Below are 19340 nucleotides of genomic sequence, written 5' to 3'. Positions count from 1 at the left end.
AAACTTACTCTTTAACAAAGCGCTCAATGAATTGAGTGCTCTGAGCATTTACCTGAAGTACATAGACTCCAGTACTCAAGTTAGTAACATCAATAGTGTTTGTAAAATCACCTTTCAATACTACTTGTCCTTGAATATTATAAACCACATAGTCTGTTGCAGTTGCTCCTTGAAGCGCAACATTTAATGTGTTGTCTGAAACTGGGTTAGGATAGATTGTAAAAGCCCCGTATACTGGTGGTCCATCTGTACCGTTGGTTCCAGTATTTTGTGTACTGTTTGAGTTTTGAGTTCCGCAAGGTCCTAAATTTGTCCAACCAGAAGCAGTGCGCTCGTATAATGAACCATTATATGTTACGCGGTCTCCTACACTATAACTTGTGCTACTGTTATATGGAGCAACTCCCGCACATTGGTCAACAGAATTTGAAATAACCACGGTATAATCTTCTACTTCACCATATGTAAATGATTGACAAGAAGTAGGGATTGCATTGTATTGCATTGATACTCGCATACGGGTTGCTCCATTTGTTGCACCTGTTGGTACTGTAAATGTGCCACTATTAGGCGTGTCCTTTGATGGTGCTTTTGACCAAACAAGTTCTCCACTATCTGTAAAATCTCCATCTGCATTGTAGTCAATCCACACTGCATACCCTTCATCGTAAACGGTTCCAGTCCATGTTGGAGTTACTGTAATCGTTTGTGATTGTCCTTTAGAGAGCGTTGTGGACAGATTCGTAAAATCTGAATAAAACTGTGCTCCAGAAGCATTGTTAATCGTATTTAATTGTACTCGACTAATGTATTCGTCGTTGGTATTTGTACTTGCAGAAGCACAATAATTAGCCACCCCTCCAGTAGTTGTTACTGAAACCGTATTGCTATAACCTGAAACATTTCCAGCAGCATCCTTTGCACGAACTCTAAATTGATATGCCGTTGCAGCAGTTAATCCTGTAATATTTGCTGAAGTTGCATTTACTGTTCCTAAATTAACTGTTCCTTGATATACGTCATATCCCGTTACACCTATATTGTCTGTAGAAGCCGTCCAATTTAACGAAACCGAAGTTTCGGCAACATTTGATGCTGATAAGTTTGTGGGCACACTTGGCGCTTGTGTATCTGCCGTAGCATTACTAATAACAACCGTATAGTCCTCAACTTCACCATAGGTAAATGTTTGACAAGATGTAGGTATTGCATTATATTGCATTGACACACGCATACGCGTAGCTCCGTTTGTAGCTCCCGCTGGCACTGTAAAAGTTCCACTGTTTGGAGTATCTGTTGACGCAGCTTTTGACCATACTTGTTCTCCGCTGTCAGTAAAATCACCATCAGCATTATAATCAATCCATACCGCGTATGCTTCAGCATAAACTGTCCCTGTCCATGTAGGTGTTACAGTAATGGTATGAGGTTCTCCCTTTGCAAGTGTTGTTGAAAGGTTTGTAAAGTCAGAGTAAAACTGTGCTCCAGATGGATTATTAATCGTGTTTAATTGTACACGACTTATATACTCATCATTTGTATTCGTACTTGCCGAAGTACAATAGTTTGTGCCTCCACCACCACCTGCGGTAGTTGTTGCTGAAACTGTATTACTAAATCCTGAAAGATTTCCAGCGGCATCCTTTGCACGAACTCTAAATTGATATGCAGTATTTGCAGTCAATCCTGTAACATTATAAGATGTTCCAGAGGCTGTTGCAATTACTGCATTTCCTTGATATACATCATACCCTACAACACCCACATTATCTGTAGAAGCAGTCCAGTTTAATGATAATGAAGTGCTGGCAATATTTGAAGCTATTAAAGACGTAGGGTTAGAAGGTGCTTGATTATCTGCAACTGCATTTCCAAGTCCTGTAACAATAAGGCTAAAGTTTTGACTTCCGCTGCTCAATGAACCTTTGTGCGTTACTGTAATGGTATAAGTTCCAGATGCATTTGCAACATCAATTCTTTCATAATTATCTTTTGAATTGTCTCCTTTTCCATTAGTAGTGATTCCTGTCAATCTCCAAGGGCTGAATGTTGATCCAGCTTTTGTAACTCTTATATCAAGGTCATTTACTAGTGCGGCATTTGAAGAGTTCGTTGCATTGTTAACCGCTCCAGGAACATCTGTCCAAGAAATAGATGCCAATAAATCGTTTACTCCGTCAGAATCAACAGTAACAGTATAAGACTGTCCTGAACTCAGTGATAATTCATCAATTTTTGAAGCGCTTCCATTTGCTGAAATTACTTCGGCAGCTCTTTTTGAGTTCATCAATCCCCATCCGTAAACTGCATCAGGACCTGTTGGACCGGCATCGTCGGCTGTGTGTAATGCCAATCCTTTTAACGTTGCTGAACGCATGAAATTTCCATTTACATTATTATAATGTTGTTGTAATAAAAGTAAAGAACCGGTTACGTTAGGAGATGCCATAGAAGTTCCTGTAATACTAGCATACGCTGTGTTACTATTCTCGTAAGTTGAATAAACCGACGTACCGTTTCCAGTTAAATCTGGCTTGATTCTAAGGTCGTCTGTAGGACCTTCACTGCTTGAACTATTTATAGTTACCGAAATTAGGTCACCATTATTATTCACGTTTGCATCCTGCGCATTCGCGATGACAAGATTGTTTTTTGAAGTAGAGTGACCGGTTAATTTATCATACGCCGAATTTCCTCCAAGAGGATTTCCATTATAGTTTGTACTTCCATCATTTCCTGCAGCTACAACCATTAAATAGTAAGGAGCGTTGTACATCACATTATCCCAATCTCTAGAATCTTGAATGTAAGCACCAAAATATTGATCCGGTACCAAATCTGACCTAAAGCCATAACTATGGTTTGAAAGTAACATACCATTTGCCGCAGCAGAAGTAGCTTCAGCAATATCGTTATTCCACATATATCCATTAACACGTGAACGCGGCGCCATACCTTTTGCATTCGCAACAACTCCAGATGCCGTGATAGTTCCCGTTACATGGGCAGCATGAAAGTTGAGTTGAGTTCCACCTTCTGATGCGGCATCTTGAATAGTAACTCTGTTGGTACCTCCAGCACCATCATATTCTTGATGACTTGCTCTCGCGTGACCACCATCCCAAACATAAGCTGTCATATTCTGCCCGTCAAGGTTGAGCCCTAGACTTCCACCTATGTTGAGGTGATTTGCTCTTGTTGAACGTGCTGCCGCAACATTAAATGTGCGGTAGTAAATAGGACTTCCGTCTTCAGCTATTCGTTGGAGTTCTGCAATCCCACCATCTTCTAATGTAAGTTTAATGGGTAAATTTCTTTGTTGAGCAATAAGGATTGCCTGTTGCTTTTCAGCAGCTTTTGTTTGCGCAAAAGAATCACTCAAGTTAGTGAGTTCCTGCACATTTGTATTAGACATGATTTGCAGTCTTTCTGCTTGGGTTTGTGCGGTAACACAAACTCCTGTAAGAAATAGAGATGCTGCAACAACTGCAGACCTCAAGGTAGTTTGATTTTTCATTTTGTTATGAATTAGTTATTAAAAAAATTAGGCTATGCATATTGCATTTTTTTGAAAAAAGCACAAGGCACGTAATTTTAAGCACTAAAAAGCACTTAATTGAAATTGAATTTCTATAAAAAAGGTACGGGGGAGTACAAATGATGATCGCGAGAAAATTGGCGATGTAAGAAAGCTTTTTGGAAAAGCTTTGCGATAGCGGGGATAAATTGGTTTACTAAGGTTTGAACTTGTAGCAGCTCTGGCGGCTGCTTCACATTTCTCTTTTCGTCTATCTTGTTTTGAGACTTTACAGCGATGTTTTTTACTACGAACACGCTATTAGACAAAAAGAAAAAACCTGACAACATGGTAGATTTTTTCATAATAATATGAGATTTTAATTAAAAACAGCTAATAATATTATCAACTCTCTACGAAAAAACAAAATATATTTTAAAAAACCTATTTATATATCTTAAAGTTTTTAGGATAATTTTAACTTAAAAACGCACTTCCTCAATTTTTCTCCTTTAAAATCAATACGTAACACTTTTTCCTACAATGCTAAAAATGTACCTTTGGATAAAACCCAACTGCCCATGTTGTTATATGTTGAAAATCTTTCTATTTCCTTCGGAAGAAAAAAAGATGCGGTTGAAGTAATTCATAACATTTCCTTTTCAGTTGCTGAAAATGAGATTGTTGGAATTGTGGGCGAGTCTGGTTCAGGGAAATCTGTAACTTCAATGGCAATTATGGGCTTGCTTCCAAAGAAAAACACCAACATAAATGGAACTATTACCTTTAATGAAACAGCACTTTTAGATGTAAAACCCAGCACATTTCAGAAATTAAGAGGAAACGAAATCTCCATGATTTTTCAAGAACCCATGAGTGCTCTCAATCCTTCATTGACTTGCGGATTTCAGGTTGCTGAAATTTTAAAAATCCACAAAAATCTCTCTGCTTCCGAAGTAAAAAAAGAAGTCCTTTCGCTGTTTGAAAAAGTAAAACTCCCCAGACCCAACGAACTATACAATAGTTATCCGCACCAAATTAGTGGCGGGCAAATGCAACGCGTTATGATTGCCATGGCGATAGCGTGCAAACCCAAATTACTCATTGCAGACGAACCCACAACAGCGCTTGATGTTACGGTTCAAAAAGAGATTTTGCAATTATTAAAAGAGCTTCAACAAGAGACTGAAATGAGTATACTTTTCATTTCGCACGACTTGGGATTAGTTTCTGAAATTTGTGACAAAATACTGGTAATGTATAAAGGGGACATCGTAGAACAGGGAACGAAAAATGAGATTTTCCAATCTCCAAAAGACAACTATACAAAAGCATTATTGGCTTCGCGACCTACGCTGGATGTTCGATTGGCTACTTTACCTACTATTTCATCTATCGCAAACGAGCAATTTATACCCATCGAAATAACTCCTACCCAACGAGCAAAAAAACATAAAGTGCTTTATACAAAAGCACCATTGCTCGAAGTACATAATGTAGCAAAAACTTACTTTTCAAACACCGGATTATTTTCAAAAAAACGCGCTATTGAAGCCGTAAAAGAGGTTTCATTTAAAGTATACGAAGGCGAAACAATTGGGCTTGTGGGCGAGTCTGGCTGTGGAAAATCAACCTTAGGAAGATTAATTTTACAATTAGAAAAAGCAACTGCGGGTAGCATAAAATATAAAGGAAGAGAAATCACAACATTAAAAAACAGAGAAATTAGGGAGCTGCGCAAAGACATTCAACTCATTTTTCAAGACCCTTATTCTTCCCTAAACCCAAGAAAAATAATTGGCGAAGCATTGACCGAACCTATGGAGGTACACAACATAGGTTTCAATAAAAAGGTGCGAAAAGACAAGGCGCTTTTATTGTTGGACCGTGTAGGACTGGATGCTTCATTTTACCATCGCTATCCGCACGAACTTTCGGGCGGTCAGCGGCAACGAGTGGGCATTGCGCGTACTATTGCGATGGAACCTAAATTGGTTATTTGCGATGAGAGCGTTTCTGCTTTGGACATTTCAGTACAGGCGCAGGTACTCAATTTGTTGAATGAATTGAAGGATGATTTTGGCTTTACGTATATTTTTATCTCTCACGACCTCGCCGTCGTTAAATATATGGCGGACCAACTATTGGTCATGAATAACGGTGAAATTGAAGAGATGGGAGACGCTGATGAAATTTATGCAAATCCTACAAAAGAGTATACAAAGAAATTGATTGATGCCATTCCTGGAACTTAGTTGTAATTATAGAATTTTAATCATTTCGTTTTCACGGAAATGTAACTCACATTTTACAAATAGTTTTTAATAAGTAATAATCATTTGGAAAGTTGCGTGAGATTCCTGCCTACGCATTAAAAAAAATAAGCCCGTTCTAACCTCACAAAGAACGGGCTTGGACCTTTATCTGTATCGTAGCAGATTCGGGGTAAATAACATTAAACCTTTATGTCAATAAAAAAACTTTTTTAGCAACGTAAAACACATTTTTCAAAAGTGTTGATGTGTTTTTTATAGTATGTAATACCGTTTGCATAGTAAGTAAATTCATTTTGTTTGGGATTTCAAATATGCAAACTATTATAATTTTAAACCGACAAAAAACATATATTTTCGATGAAATACATATAATTTTAACATTTGACAGTGTTTTTTACAGACGAAATAGGTATTTCGTCCTGAAATGTGTTAAAGAAAACTTATTTCAGAAAAATATTGTTAAATATATATGGGATGGAAAGTTGATATATTTGTGTTCTATCTTAATTCTAGCCGTGATTAAAGTCTAGAATAAAATGCAACTTATTGTCTGTTTACGAAAAATTTAAGTATCCAAATACTTTTATATGTAGTAATACGATTAAAATGTCATTTCCGGAATATCACCATCAATGATAAGATCGCCTTCGGTAGCTGCGTTAATTTCTTCTACGGTAACGCCCGGAGCTCTTTCTAGCAATTTAAATTTTCCGTTTTCAATTTCTAAAACGGCCAAATTCGTTACTACTTTTTTAACGCAGTTTACACCGGTTAATGGTAAGCTGCATTGTTTGAGCATTTTTGATTCTCCTGCTCTATTTGTATGCATCATTGCCACAATAATATTTTCTGCACTTGCTACTAGATCCATTGCACCACCCATCCCTTTCACCATTTTTCCGGGGATTTTCCAATTGGCAATGTCGCCATTTTGAGCTACTTCCATCGCACCTAAAATGGTTAAATCAACATGTTGTCCTCGTATCATTGAAAAGCTCGTAGCGCTATCAAAAAACGAAGCTCCTTTCATCGCGGTGATGGTTTGTTTTCCAGCGTTTATTAAATCTGCATCTTCTTCTCCATCGAAAGGAAATGGTCCCATTCCTAGAATTCCATTTTCACTTTGAAACTCCACTTCAATATCATCGCGTACAAAGTTGGCTACTAGCGTAGGGATCCCTATCCCTAGGTTAACGTAATATCCATCTTTAACTTCTTTAGCGATGCGTTGTGCTATTTGTTCTTTTGAAAGCATAATATGTATTTAATAAATTAACAGCCACATTAGGGTCTCGACTGCAATAGACCAGACAAAACCTTATCGTTGTCTTACTGTTCTCTGCTCAATTCTTTTTTCATATTTCTCACCTTGAAAAATACGTTGTACAAAGATGCCTGGTATATGAATTTGATTGGGATCCAATTCTCCAGCCGGAACTAATTCTTCAACCTCAGCGACTGTAACTGTTGCTGCTCCACACATATTTGGATTAAAATTGCGTGCTGTTCCTTTAAAAATTAAGTTCCCAGCAGTATCTCCTTTCCATGCTTTTACAAATGCAAAATCTGCTTTAAAAGCATGCTCCAGTAAATGCATTTTCCCGTTAAATTCTCTGGATTCTTTTCCTTCGCCAACTTCGGTACCGTAGCCTGCAGGCGTGTAAAATGCAGGAACGCCGCTTTGGGCCGCCAAGCAACGTTGTGCTAAAGTTCCCTGCGGAATCAATTCCACTTCAAGTTCGCCGCTCAACATTTGGCGTTCAAATTCAGCATTCTCGCCAACGTAAGAAGAAATCATTTTTTTAATTTGATGCTTTTGAAGCAATAGCCCAAGGCCAAAATCGTCCACCCCTGCATTATTAGAAATACACGTTACTTCTTTTACATTGAGTTTAACGAGTTGGGCGATGGCATTTTCTGGAATACCACTCAACCCAAATCCTCCCAACATAAACGTCATACCGTCCTTCACCCCGTGGCACGCGGCAGTTACATCTTTTACTGTTTTGTTAATCATTGTGTACTTTATTTGCTATAAAAATAAGGAAAAGTGGGGAGAGATGAGGCGTGGTAGTTAGTTTTTTAGAGTTGTATTTTTCGATATGCCACTAAACAAAATTGCCTCAAAATTTCTTTCGAGGCAATTATATTTATGATTCAAATTTCCGAAGGGAATAAAATTAGCCTTTTGTTTTGTGTCCTTTAGCGTAGCGGTCTTGGGTCTACCCACAAACAAACTCTTTAAAAGTCAAACTCGTCTGGCACTTCTTCTTCGTCTTTATCATTATTGTCCTCTCTCCATTTAGCACAGTCGATTTCAATAGTGAGATTTTCTGGTTTTTTAAAACTTCCTTTTGAAATCTCTAGGCTTTCATTTGCATATACATCTTTCATATACATCCCCCAAACGGGCAACGCCATCGTTGCTCCTTGACCATAGGCAGTACTGTTAAAATGCACTGAACGGTCTTCTCCTCCTACCCAAACTCCTGTCACTAGATTGGGGACCATCCCCATAAACCAACCATCACTATTATTTTGTGTGGTACCTGTTTTACCTGCGATTACATTTTCAAATTTATAAGGATAGCCCGTAACCGCATCTTTGTAGGCTCCGCTGGTCCTTCCCGCATGACGTAAACGTGATCCCGAACCAGATTGCGTTACCCCTTCCATTAATTTAACGGTTACATACGCTGTTTCACTGCTGATGACATCTTTAGTTTCAGGAACATGTTGATAAAGTATTGTCCCATTTTTATCTTCGATTCTTGTGATTAGAGTAGGTTTTACGTAAACTCCTTCATTTGCAAAAGTGCTGTAGGCGCCTACCATTTCGTATAAAGATAAATCTGCCGTACCCAAAGCTATTGATGGTACAGGAACGATATCTTTTGTATCAACGCCCATTTTTCCAACGAGTTCAATCACGGGTTCTGCTCCTACTCGGTCAATCAACCTCGCTGTAATTGTATTTACTGAATTTGCAAGTGCCTTTGTCAATGTTAACATTCCGCCATAATCGCCACTTGCGTTTTTAGGGCACCAGTCTTTTGTGTTCCCACGTTTTCCTGCTGGAATGCAATAGGGTGTATTTGGTAGTGTATCGCAAGGTGACATGTGCATTTGGTCAATAGCAGTAGCATATACAAATGGTTTGAAAGTAGAACCTACTTGTCGTTTTCCCATGGTCACCATGTCGTACTTAAAATGTTTATAATCAATCCCTCCCACATACGCGCGAACTTCACCAGTTTGAGGCTCCATTGACATTAATGAGCCCTGTAAGAAATTTTTATAATAGATAATGGAGTCTTTTGGCGTCATAATCGTATCCCTATCACCTCCCCACGTAAAAACACTCATTTTTTCTTCCTTGTCAAAACTCGCTAAAATCTCTTTATCACTTTTTCCTTCTTCGCTCATTACTCTCCAGCGTTCGCTACGACGCATAGAGTTATTGATTATTTTCTCAATCTCTTCTTCGGTTACGTCTCTAAAAGGTCTTGTTTTATTCTTTTTGTTCTGACTGTCAAATTCTTTCTGAAGATTAGTCATGTGCTTATCCATTGCATTTTCTGCATAGGTTTGCATTCTAGAATCAATAGTGGTGTACACTCTTAGTCCGTCGCGATAAATATTATAATTTGTACCGTCACTTTTAGGATTGTTCTTTGTCCAGTCTGCCATAAAAGCACGTGCATATTCTCTAAAATACGTAGCAATTCCTTCAACGTGACCCTGTGGAGTATATTTAAATTCTAACGGAAGCCCTTGTAAACTGTCTTTTACTTGCTCGCTTATAAAATCGTATTTCGCCATTTGGCCCAGCACTACGTTACGTCTATTCTTGACACCTTCCGGGTTTCGCAATGGGTTGTATAAAGATGAATTTTTAAACATCCCTACGAGCATAGCAGATTCGCTCGTGGTCAATTCGCTTGGGGGTTTATCGAAATAAATATTACTTGCAGATTCAATACCAATGGCTTGGTTCAAAAAGTCATACTCATTGAAGTACATGGTTAAAATTTCGTTCTTCGTATAACGTCTTTCAAGTCTTGTCGCAATAATCCACTCCTTTACTTTTTGAAGTCCTCGCTCCAATTTACTTTTTGAAACATTATCAGTAAACAATTGTTTTGCCAATTGCTGGCTTATGGTACTTGCACCGCCTTTACTCCCTAAAAATACCGCCGCGCGCACTGTACCGCGAATATCAATCCCACTATGGTCGTAAAAACGTATGTCTTCGGTAGCTAATAGTGCGTTGATAAGATGGTCCGGAAGTTCTTCAAAAGGAACTGGGGTGCGGTTTTCTTTGTAGAATTTACCAATTACTTTCCCATCCACTGCAATGATTTCGGTCGCTAGATTTTTCTCTGGATTTTCAAGACTTGTTTCATCTGGAAGACTTCCAAAGGCACCAATAGATGCCAATAAAAACAATAAAATGACAAATAAAATTCCGCCGCCAAGTAGCACCCAGAAGATTTTTAATGGAGACCACTTTCCTTTTTTTGTCTTTTTCTTGGTTTTTGTGTTTGGCTGTTTTTTTGCTGTTGCCATGGTTGATTCAGAATTGTAAATTTTTAGTTTCCTTTTTATGCTTCGGAAATTTCAAATTTTTTAAATTTAATTTATGTCTGACAAAAAACGTATTGTTTATTGAAAACTGTATTGTCTATTTAGTATTCGTAGTGTATTATCTAGTATTCGTTTTCGGTCATTTAAAATTTCCGAAGAAATTCAAAAAAAGTCACATTTCCGAAGCCTTTTAAAATTAGTTATTTTCAATTTCTTCCACGCTGTACCCCACATCACTAATTCCATCCAAATTAATAACTCCTTGCACATCGCCATTATTGCGAACGGCGTGTGTAATATTGAGGGTATAATTTCCATCTTCGGCAAAGCCAAAATTCTCTTTGTAATATAATTTACTTTCTTTAATGCTGCCCAATCCTGTGCCCAACCATGAGCCATCTGGGGCTGCCATTCTATATTCCAAGGTGTCCACGACAGTTTTCCCGTTGGGATATTGCAACGAGGCAATCAAGAATAAATTACTAAAAGGATAGTCGTTCGTGTTCCGCACATTTAGAAATATATTGTACTGTTTTAAGCTATCTAGTGCGGGCAATTCAAACGAAACTTTTTCATTTACATCCCACGAATTTTCATTAAATGAATGTGTGTCACCAGCAATGGTCGCGTCATTACAAGCAACAAAAAAGCACGTTATTATAAATCCAAAAACTATTCTACCCATCACTTTTTTTAGGCCCTGAGTTGCGGGGATTAGGTTTGTTGTTTGCGTTGCGTTTTTTATTTCGGTTATTTCCAGAAACTTTTGGTGTTGTTCCGCTCTTCGCTTTGGGGCTTGCGCCGCCTTTTGATCTAGGCTTTCCACCTGCTTTAGCTCCTTGCTTTGCATTTCTATTATTGCCTTTGTTTTGTGGAGCTCCTGCGGTTGCTGGTTTCTTGTTACGGTTGCTTCTTCTTTTTTTATTTCTCGTTTGTTTGGGTTGGTCAAAACGTGTTAAACTGTCTTGTCCCACAACATTACTAAATAATTCTTTCTTGTCCACTTTAACGTATTCAACAAACTCTTCCAAGCTACTAACCGTGTTACCTTTTTTGTTGATGGCAATAATTTCGTTTACTTTTTCAAGCGATAATTCATGCCAATTCATTCCTTCTTTCTCGTATGCGAACCAAAGTAATCCTTTAAAAATATCTGTCTTTTGACAAACGGCTGTTCCTTTTTCGGTCTTTAATTTTACATCACTTCGCGGAAAATCTTCAAGGGCATCAAGATAGGTGTCCAATTCATAATTGAGACAGCATTTTAACTTACCGCATTGTCCAGCTAGCTTTTGAGGATTTAATGATAATTGTTGATACCGTGCTGCCGAAGTATTTACAGATCTAAAATCTGTCAACCACGTTGAACAACACAATTCTCGACCACAACTCCCTATGCCTCCTAAGCGTGCTGCTTCTTGACGGAAACCCACTTGTTTCATCTCAATACGTGAGTTGAACGTACGGGCAAATTCTTTTATCAATTCTCTAAAATCTACGCGTTCTTCCGCCGTATAATAGAAAATAACTTTTGATGCGTCGCCTTGAAACTCCACGTCGCTAATTTTCATCCTCAATCCTAAACGAATGGCAATTTCTCGCGAGCGTTTTTGAACTTCGGCCTCTCGGTCACGTACTTTTTGCCAGATATCAATATCTTTTTGAGTGGCTTTTCGATAGATTTTTGGGAGTTTTGTCGCGTCTGGATTTTCCTTTTTCTTTTTCATTTGCACACGTACCAATTCGCCCGTGAGGGTTACTTGGCCAATATCGTGTCCAGATTCCGCTTCAGTAGCAACGACATCGCCGATGCTCAGGGTTACTCCATCGCTATTTTGATAAAAGTGTTTACGTCCATTTTTAAAACGAACTTCGACCCCGGTAAAGAGGGTCATATCTGCCGGAAGTGACATATTTGAAAGCCAATCGAACACCGTTAATTTATTGCAACCATCAGTACCGCAAGTTCCGTTGTTCTTGCAGCCTTTAGGTTGTCCATCGGCGCCAGTGGCACAGCTAGTACAGCCCATAATTATTTGTATATATAAAGGAGATTAAAAAGATTGTGCAGTGCCCGAATTCAAACTTCGTTATTCCATCATTGGTTTCGACTGCCGTGCCCATGCCTTTAAATGGGTGCTCAACCTGACATTTTCTAGTTGATAAATGTCAATAATCTCTCGAAAAATTAAACAATACTTTAATAGGTAAAGATATTAAAATTTCCGCCCTAAATCTCTTTGAGGGAATGCTTTTTAAATTAACCTTTTTTATTTAAACTGAAATGACACAAGACCACAGGGAAACATGAAACAGGACTTTTTTAGTATCCTCCCTAAATCCCTCCTAGGTAGGGACTTCTCAATTCTGTGTACATATTGATGAAATAAATTATCGTTATTTGTCAAGTCTTGCTTCTTGGAGCGCAGCGATCTTACATTTTTTAACTTATTTACCGAACTTCAACTTTTCGCTTCTTCCCTTTTTGAAAATTTTGTTGCTGTTGTGACTTCCGGCTCGTAATGCTTTTTGTTCATCAACTGGCAATTTTATTATTTCTTGACATTCTGTAGAGCAACAATTATCCATTTGTTTGGCGCACTCCTCGCACTGAATAAATAATAAATGGCAGGCTTCGTTTTCACAATTTACGTGATTGTCACAAGGATTTCCACATTGGTGGCAATTTGCAATAACATCATCTGTAATGCGCTCACCACGGCGATGGTCAAAAACAAAGTTTTTACCAATAAATTTATTTTCTAAACCTTTTTCATTTACTTCTCTGGTGTATTCAATAATACCTCCTTCGAGTTGGAAGACATTTTTAAACCCTTTGTGTTTGTAATAAGCACTTGCCTTTTCGCAACGGATTCCGCCCGTGCAGTACATCACTAATTTTTTATCTTCTTTGTGGTCTTTAAGTTGTTCTTCGATAATGTCCAGCGAATCTCTAAACGTATCAACATCTGGCGTTATGGCATTTTTAAAATGACCAATTTCGCTTTCGTAATGATTGCGCATGTCAACGAGCACTGTGTTTGGGTCTTCGATGAGTTCGTTAAATTTTTCGGCAGCTACGTGGACTCCTTTGTTTCGCACATCAAAAGTTTCATCATTGAGACCATCTGCGACTATTTTATTTCGGACCTTAACCTTAAGTTTTAAAAATGATTTTAGGTCGTGCTCAATGGCAATATTGAGTCTTACGTTTTCTAAAAAGTAAATTCCGTCAAGAAATTCTTTAAAATTTCCGAAGTTCTTAGCAGGCACAGAAAGTTGGGCGTTGATGCCTTCGTGAGCGACGTAGATACGCCCTAGGACGTTCAACTCGTCCCATTTTATAAAGAGATGATTTCTAAAAAGTTCTGGGTTGCCAATTTTGGCATATTGATAAAATGAGAGCGTCAAACGGTCTTCCCCGGCTTCTTCGAGCAAAGCCGCGCGCTCTTTTGCACTTAAGGTATTGTACAGTTGCATGCTATACGTTTTTAAGGTTAAAAGATTATTGAGGTGCAAAGGTATAAAAAATGAGTGCTTTCTTTTGTAATGCACTGGATAATTCAATTTACTTCGGAAATTTTAAGGAACGACCATAATCATTATTGTTTAATAAATAATTGTACCTTTAAAACCCCTTCCCAATTTATATTCTAAAACTTTAAAGAAATTAAAAGATGTTTGGAAATATTCCAAATTTATTTATCTTTACATTCTTATTTAATGGAAAAATTCCATTAAACTTTATAATAGGATGCAACTTTTGGATTAATTCCAAAAAACCATAAAATATAAAAATAAGCTCTCATGGCAGACGATAAAGAGAAAACAGCAAAATTAAAAGCCCTACAATTAACCCTTGACAAACTTGACAAAACCTACGGAAAAGGGACTGTTATGAAAATGGGTGACAAAACGGTAGTAGAAGTTGATACAATCCCTACCGGTTCTTTAGGGCTTGATGTTGCATTAGGTGTAGGAGGATATCCAAGAGGAAGGGTTATTGAAATCTATGGGCCAGAATCTTCCGGTAAAACGACATTGACCATTCACGCCATTGCTGAAGCTCAAAAGAAAGGTGGAATTGCAGCATTTATAGATGCGGAGCACGCTTTTGATCGCTACTATGCAGAAAGTTTGGGAGTAGATATTGAAAACCTCATCATTTCGCAACCAGACAATGGGGAGCAGGCACTTGAGATTGCTGATAATTTAATTCGTTCTGGAGCGATTGATATTATCGTGATTGACTCCGTTGCCGCCTTGACGCCTAAAAGTGAAATTGAAGGAGAAATGGGAGACAGTAAAATGGGATTGCACGCAAGATTGATGTCGCAAGCGCTTCGAAAGCTTACGGGGTCCATAAGCAAAACCAATTGTACTGTGATTTTCATTAACCAGTTACGTGAAAAAATTGGTGTGATGTTTGGAAATCCAGAAACTACTACGGGTGGTAATGCCTTAAAATTTTATGCTTCGGTACGATTAGACATTCGTCGTTCTACTCAAATTAAAAATAGCAATAGCGACGTAATGGGTAATAAAACCCGTGTTAAAGTGGTAAAAAATAAAGTGGCGCCACCTTTTAAAATGGCTGAGTTTGACATTATGTATGGTAAAGGGATTTCAAAAGTAGGTGAGATTGTAGATTTAGGAGTTGAATTTGAAATCGTAAAAAAAGCAGGTTCTTGGTTTAGCTATGACGACACAAAGTTGGGACAAGGGAGAGATGCCGTAAAAGCATTGCTATTGGACAACCCAGAATTAATGGAAGAACTTGAAGGTAAAATCAAGGAAAGTATCAAAGCGCTTTCAGAAGCTTAAATACTTAATAATCTTAAAAAAATTAAATCTCAAATACCAATTATATTTTGGAATTTGAGATTTTTCTTTTGCATATATTCGCTACTAATTCTCCTCAAAACCTCCACTAGTTGTAAATTAACTTTATAACTTTGGATACTGATTACAGAAATTTAAGTCAACCACGCAACCCAATTAACAATCAGGCATCTACTAACAGTAGAAACCAAAAGTTATTACGGTTGTTGCTTATTTTTACTGTAAGTTGCTAAAAATCTAACTAACCTAGGTGCTGCATTTGACTTTAGACGAACTCATACAAGGCTGCAAAGATAAAGATATCAAGGCCCAGGGAGAATTGTACAAGCGTTACAGCAATGTGCTTTTTTCAATCTGTCTACGATATTCTCCAAACAGCACCGAGGCAGAAGACAATCTGCAAGATGCGTTCATGACTATTTATGATAAGGTAGAACAGTTTAAAGACAAAGGTTCTTTTGAAGGTTGGATAAAGAGAATTACAGTAAACACAGTACTTCAGAAATATAGAAAACAAAAAGTGTTTGATATTAAAGATGAAGGACAAATTGAAGATACGGCAGATGATGATGTGATTGATGAAGGATTGCCGCTAGATTTTTTACTGAGAATAATTCAAGAATTGCCAGATCAATATCGATTGGTCTTTACCATGTATGTCATGGACGGCTTTTCGCATAAAGAAATAGGAAATTTGTTAGGTATTAGCGATGGTACGTCTAAGTCAAATCTAGCAAGAGCCAGAGGAATTTTAAAAGCGAAAGTCATTGAATATAGAAATATTGAAGAATAGAATAAAGATATCCGCCTGCGCGGAACTAGATACTCACCTTCGTGGGTAATTAAAATGAAAGAAAAGAAAAACATAGACCAACTTTTTAAAGAGCGTTTCGAGCAATTTGAGGCGACTCCTCTTCCGCACGTTTGGGAGAATATCCAAGCGCAGTTACAGGAGAAGAAAAAAGACCGCAAGGTGATTCCGCTTTGGTGGAAAGTTGCCGGTGTGGCTGCTCTTTTGGCTTTGATGTTTACTATAGGAAATTCAGTTTGGGACATTAACAATAATAATACTATTGTAAATGGCGATTCGAACAACACCGAAACGATTAAACAAGAAAACAATCATTCTCCTTTAATAGACACCGACAAACAAATTCTTGAAAACAAAAACACGCAAGAAATTGTTGAAAACAATAACGAGGAAAATTTAAAAAAAATAAAAGGTTCTTCCGAAATTTCAAACAGCGAAACTACGTCTTCAACACAAAATGAAGTTGTGACTAATAATCCTAAAAAGTCTCAAAATTTCAATAATACAAGCGTAGCAGTTCAGAAAAATAAAAATTCAGAAAAGACCCAAAATAAAACATCAATTGTAGATAGCAACAAAACAAACAATGCTGTCGCTGTTCAAGATCAAAAGAATTCAGCAAATAAAAAAGACATTCAAAATCCCAGCCTGATTAAAGAAGGTGTTGCGATAAATACTTCGGTTGAAAAGGACAAAAACCAATTAATTAATAAAAGTCTTGATTCAGCTATTAAAAAGGATAATGAAAGTATTATTTCTGAAACAGGAATTGCACAAGAAACGATTTCCGAAGAAAAGAAAATAGATAATGACGCTACAAAAAAATCAATTTTTGATGCTATTGACGAACAAAATAAGATAAATTCAGAAGCCATAGCTCAAAAAGAAGCCATTAAAAATCGCTGGGAAGTTGCTCCCAATTTTGCACCGGTTTATTATAATTCATTGAGTCAAGGATCTTCTATAGATGCTTCCTTTGCTGATAATTCTCAGAATGGCGATGTTAATTTTAGTTACGGAGTGGGTGTAAGTTACACTGTAAGTGACAGATTGAGCATTCGCACTGGGGTGAGTAATGTTGATTTGAGTTACAGTACTGGTGGTATTGAATTAGGAAATGGACCTATTTCAGCAGCTTTAAGAAGTGTTGATTATGATAATTCCCAGAGCGTTTTAATCCCTCAAGATACGGGAACTTTTGCAGCATCAAATGATGGTAGCTTTGGTGACATAAGCCCAAAATCAACAAATGGTGAGGCATTTTTAAATCAAAACATTTCATATTACGAAGTTCCACTAGAATTAAAATATGCACTTTTCAATACCAAATTGGGTGTAAATGTTATAGGCGGTTTGAGTACACTCTTCTTAGGAAACAACAAAGTGAGTGTTACTGCGGGAGATTTTAATGAAACGTTGGGCGAGGCCAACAATTTATCTAATGTAAGCTTCTCTACTAATGTTGGACTAGGGTTTGATTACAAATTGTCGAGTAAGTTTAAGTTTAATGTTGAACCTATGTTTAAGTACCAACTTAATCCATACACAGATAGCTCTGTTAACTTTAGACCCTACTATATTGGGGTTTATACTGGATTAAGTTTTAAATTTTAAGTAAGTAGGTTATATTTTAATTGGTGTTTGGGAAACCAAACAAAATGATTGAAAAGCCATCTCGTCGCCATGAGATGGCTTTTTTAATTTTATAGTTTTATTTTAAATAAGCCCAATCAAATAGTGGCAGACCGAGATCAGTTTCCATTAATTCCGACTTCAATTTATGGGAACAACTACCCAAAAGGCTATGAAAAAGCAATGGATACCATTCCTGTTTCGCTCGTTGTGGAGAAAGTGTTGGGGGTTTTGTGAAAAATAAAGTTTTAATTAAAGTAGCTATATATTTCCACAATATCATTTAGAACAAAAACAATTGCTCCGCTAATTATTTTTATACTTTGCGATTTAATAGACCTATTTTGTTTGCCAAAATTATTCCATTGCGATAATTTCTCTATAAAGTATTATTAACCCAATAATTAATGCGCAAACAACCAAAATTTACTCTAACTTAATTCTAGTTATTTCTTTGGTGTATTCAAAATTTAAACATCATCATAATCAACAGTCAATGTTGCTGTGGTGGGATGTGCTTGACAGGTAAGGATAAGTCCTTCGGCGATTTCGCCGTCCGTGAGTATTTGGTTTTTTCGCATTTCGGCTTTGCCTTCTGTGACTCTTGCGATACAGGTGCTACAAATTCCGCCTTGGCAAGAAAAAGGAGCATCCAGTTTTTTCTCTAATGCAACATCAAGCACAGATTTTTCTTGGGACATTTGGAATGTGGTGGTTTCATCATCAATAATGATTGAAACTTGAGTAAAACCATCATGACTTTCAACGAGCATTCCTTCTTCTGAAGTTTTAAAAAGCTCAAAATGGATTGCCTTTTCGTTAATTCCGTTTTCTTTTAAAGTGGATGAAACTTCATCAATCATAGGTTCTGGACCGCAAAGGTAAAAAGCGTCGAACCTGGTATATTCAAATTCATTTTTTAAATAATAATTGACGATAGAGCGATCAATACGACCAAATCTTGAATCTTCTTCTCTGCTTCGGCTGTAAATAAAATTTGGGAAAAAGCGCTGTGGATTGTTCTGCTTTAGCTTCATAATAGCATCGTAGAACATTGCATTTTCTTTAGTTTGGTTTCCGTAGACCAATAAAAACTTACTGTCCGGCTCATCTTCCATTACAGACTCTATGATAGAAATAATTGGAGTAATCCCACTACCGGCTGCAAATGCCGCGTAATTTTTAGCAGTATTTTTTTCTGGGATTACTATAAATTTTCCTTGAGGTGGCATTACCTCGAGTGTATCTCCTTCTTTTAAAGTTTCATTCGCGTACACAGAAAATAACCCGTCCTCAACTTTCTTGACACCTACCTGTAATACTCTGTCGTGAGGTGCACTGCAAATTGAATACGCGCGGCGCACTTCTTCTCCATTAAAACTATGCTTTATCGTAAGGTATTGACCAGCTTTAAAGGCAAAATCACGCATTAAATTTCCGGGCACGGCAAATGAAATGATGACAGAGTTAGGGGTGTTTTTATCAATTTTAGAAACAGTTAGCGTATGAAAGTCGCTCATAGTAGGAGTTATTTTTACGCAAAAATAAACAACAATGTGTTTTAAAGCGTGTCACAAAAGCCTATTTTTTAAGTCAATCTTTAAATAGATCACAAAAAGAAACGTATTTTTACGCCCTTGACGTTGATTTACATACTAAAAGCACCAATTTTTAG

14 protein-coding genes are annotated in these 19340 nt (G+C 37.3%); 5 read left to right on the top strand and 9 right to left on the bottom strand.

Going from position 1 to position 19340, the window contains the following annotated elements; genetic code table 11:
• Positions 1–4: 4 nt before the first annotated feature.
• Both ACSHW7_RS03620 and ACSHW7_RS03615 read right to left on the bottom strand, forming a co-directional pair.
• Positions 5–3517, bottom strand: a complete 3513-nt coding sequence (locus tag ACSHW7_RS03620; protein WP_435677947.1) for a GEVED domain-containing protein — start codon at positions 3515–3517, stop codon at positions 5–7.
• Positions 3518–3630: 113 nt separating this feature from the next.
• Positions 3631–3882 (bottom strand): hypothetical protein, encoded by a 252-nt coding sequence (locus ACSHW7_RS03615; RefSeq protein ID WP_435677946.1) that lies wholly within the window; start codon positions 3880–3882, stop codon positions 3631–3633.
• A 216-nt stretch (positions 3883–4098) separates the two neighbouring features.
• Here ACSHW7_RS03615 and ACSHW7_RS03610 point away from each other — a divergent pair, with 216 nt between their 5' ends.
• Positions 4099–5772 carry an ABC transporter ATP-binding protein gene (locus tag ACSHW7_RS03610; RefSeq protein WP_435678261.1) on the top strand — a complete coding sequence of 558 codons (1674 nt, stop codon included), beginning with the start codon at positions 4099–4101 and terminating at the stop codon, positions 5770–5772.
• A 622-nt stretch (positions 5773–6394) separates the two neighbouring features.
• Here ACSHW7_RS03610 and ACSHW7_RS03605 read toward each other — a convergent pair.
• The 6 genes from ACSHW7_RS03605 to ACSHW7_RS03580 form a co-directional block, all read right to left on the bottom strand.
• A complete protein-coding gene (locus ACSHW7_RS03605) occupies positions 6395–7048 on the bottom strand; it encodes a CoA transferase subunit B (protein WP_435677945.1) in 654 nt (217 codons plus the stop codon).
• Positions 7049–7111: 63 nt separating this feature from the next.
• Positions 7112–7810 (bottom strand): CoA transferase subunit A, encoded by a 699-nt coding sequence (locus tag ACSHW7_RS03600; protein ID WP_435677944.1) that lies wholly within the window; start codon positions 7808–7810, stop codon positions 7112–7114.
• A 224-nt stretch (positions 7811–8034) separates the two neighbouring features.
• Positions 8035–10362 (bottom strand): penicillin-binding protein 1A, encoded by a 2328-nt coding sequence (locus ACSHW7_RS03595; RefSeq protein ID WP_435677943.1) that lies wholly within the window; start codon positions 10360–10362, stop codon positions 8035–8037.
• Positions 10363–10576: 214 nt separating this feature from the next.
• Positions 10577–11065 (bottom strand): gliding motility lipoprotein GldH, encoded by a 489-nt coding sequence (locus ACSHW7_RS03590; RefSeq protein ID WP_435677942.1) that lies wholly within the window; start codon positions 11063–11065, stop codon positions 10577–10579.
• Positions 11058–12410, bottom strand: a complete 1353-nt coding sequence (locus tag ACSHW7_RS03585) for a PSP1 domain-containing protein (protein ID WP_435677941.1) — start codon at positions 12408–12410, stop codon at positions 11058–11060. The genes ACSHW7_RS03590 and ACSHW7_RS03585 overlap by 8 nt, the downstream gene beginning before the upstream one ends.
• A 418-nt stretch (positions 12411–12828) precedes the next feature.
• Complete coding sequence (locus tag ACSHW7_RS03580; RefSeq protein WP_435677940.1) at positions 12829–13860, bottom strand: rhodanese-related sulfurtransferase; 1032 nt, start codon at positions 13858–13860, stop codon at positions 12829–12831.
• A gap of 327 nt (positions 13861–14187) precedes the next feature.
• Here ACSHW7_RS03580 and recA point away from each other — a divergent pair, with 327 nt between their 5' ends.
• The 4 genes from recA (at position 14188) to ACSHW7_RS03560 (ending at position 17902) form a co-directional block, all read left to right on the top strand.
• A complete protein-coding gene (gene recA, locus ACSHW7_RS03575; protein ID WP_435677939.1) occupies positions 14188–15204 on the top strand; it encodes a recombinase RecA in 1017 nt (338 codons plus the stop codon).
• A gap of 277 nt (positions 15205–15481) precedes the next feature.
• Positions 15482–16015 carry an RNA polymerase sigma factor gene (locus ACSHW7_RS03570; RefSeq protein ID WP_435678260.1) on the top strand — a complete coding sequence of 178 codons (534 nt, stop codon included), beginning with the start codon at positions 15482–15484 and terminating at the stop codon, positions 16013–16015.
• A gap of 54 nt (positions 16016–16069) precedes the next feature.
• Complete coding sequence (locus ACSHW7_RS03565; protein WP_435677938.1) at positions 16070–17647, top strand: outer membrane beta-barrel protein; 1578 nt, start codon at positions 16070–16072, stop codon at positions 17645–17647.
• A gap of 123 nt (positions 17648–17770) precedes the next feature.
• Positions 17771–17902 carry a hypothetical protein gene (locus ACSHW7_RS03560; protein WP_435677937.1) on the top strand — a complete coding sequence of 44 codons (132 nt, stop codon included), beginning with the start codon at positions 17771–17773 and terminating at the stop codon, positions 17900–17902.
• A 233-nt stretch (positions 17903–18135) separates the two neighbouring features.
• On the opposite strand, the gene ACSHW7_RS03555 is transcribed toward ACSHW7_RS03560, so the two are convergent.
• Positions 18136–19185, bottom strand: a complete 1050-nt coding sequence (locus ACSHW7_RS03555; RefSeq protein ID WP_435677936.1) for a 2Fe-2S iron-sulfur cluster-binding protein — start codon at positions 19183–19185, stop codon at positions 18136–18138.
• Positions 19186–19340 lie beyond the last annotated feature (155 nt).

Origin of the sequence: Patiriisocius sp., assembly GCF_051252435.1 — a bacterium.
GTDB lineage: Bacteria > Bacteroidota > Bacteroidia > Flavobacteriales > Flavobacteriaceae > Patiriisocius.
Note: the sequence above shows the minus strand (reverse complement) of the source record. Positions and strands in the feature narration are given on the sequence as shown.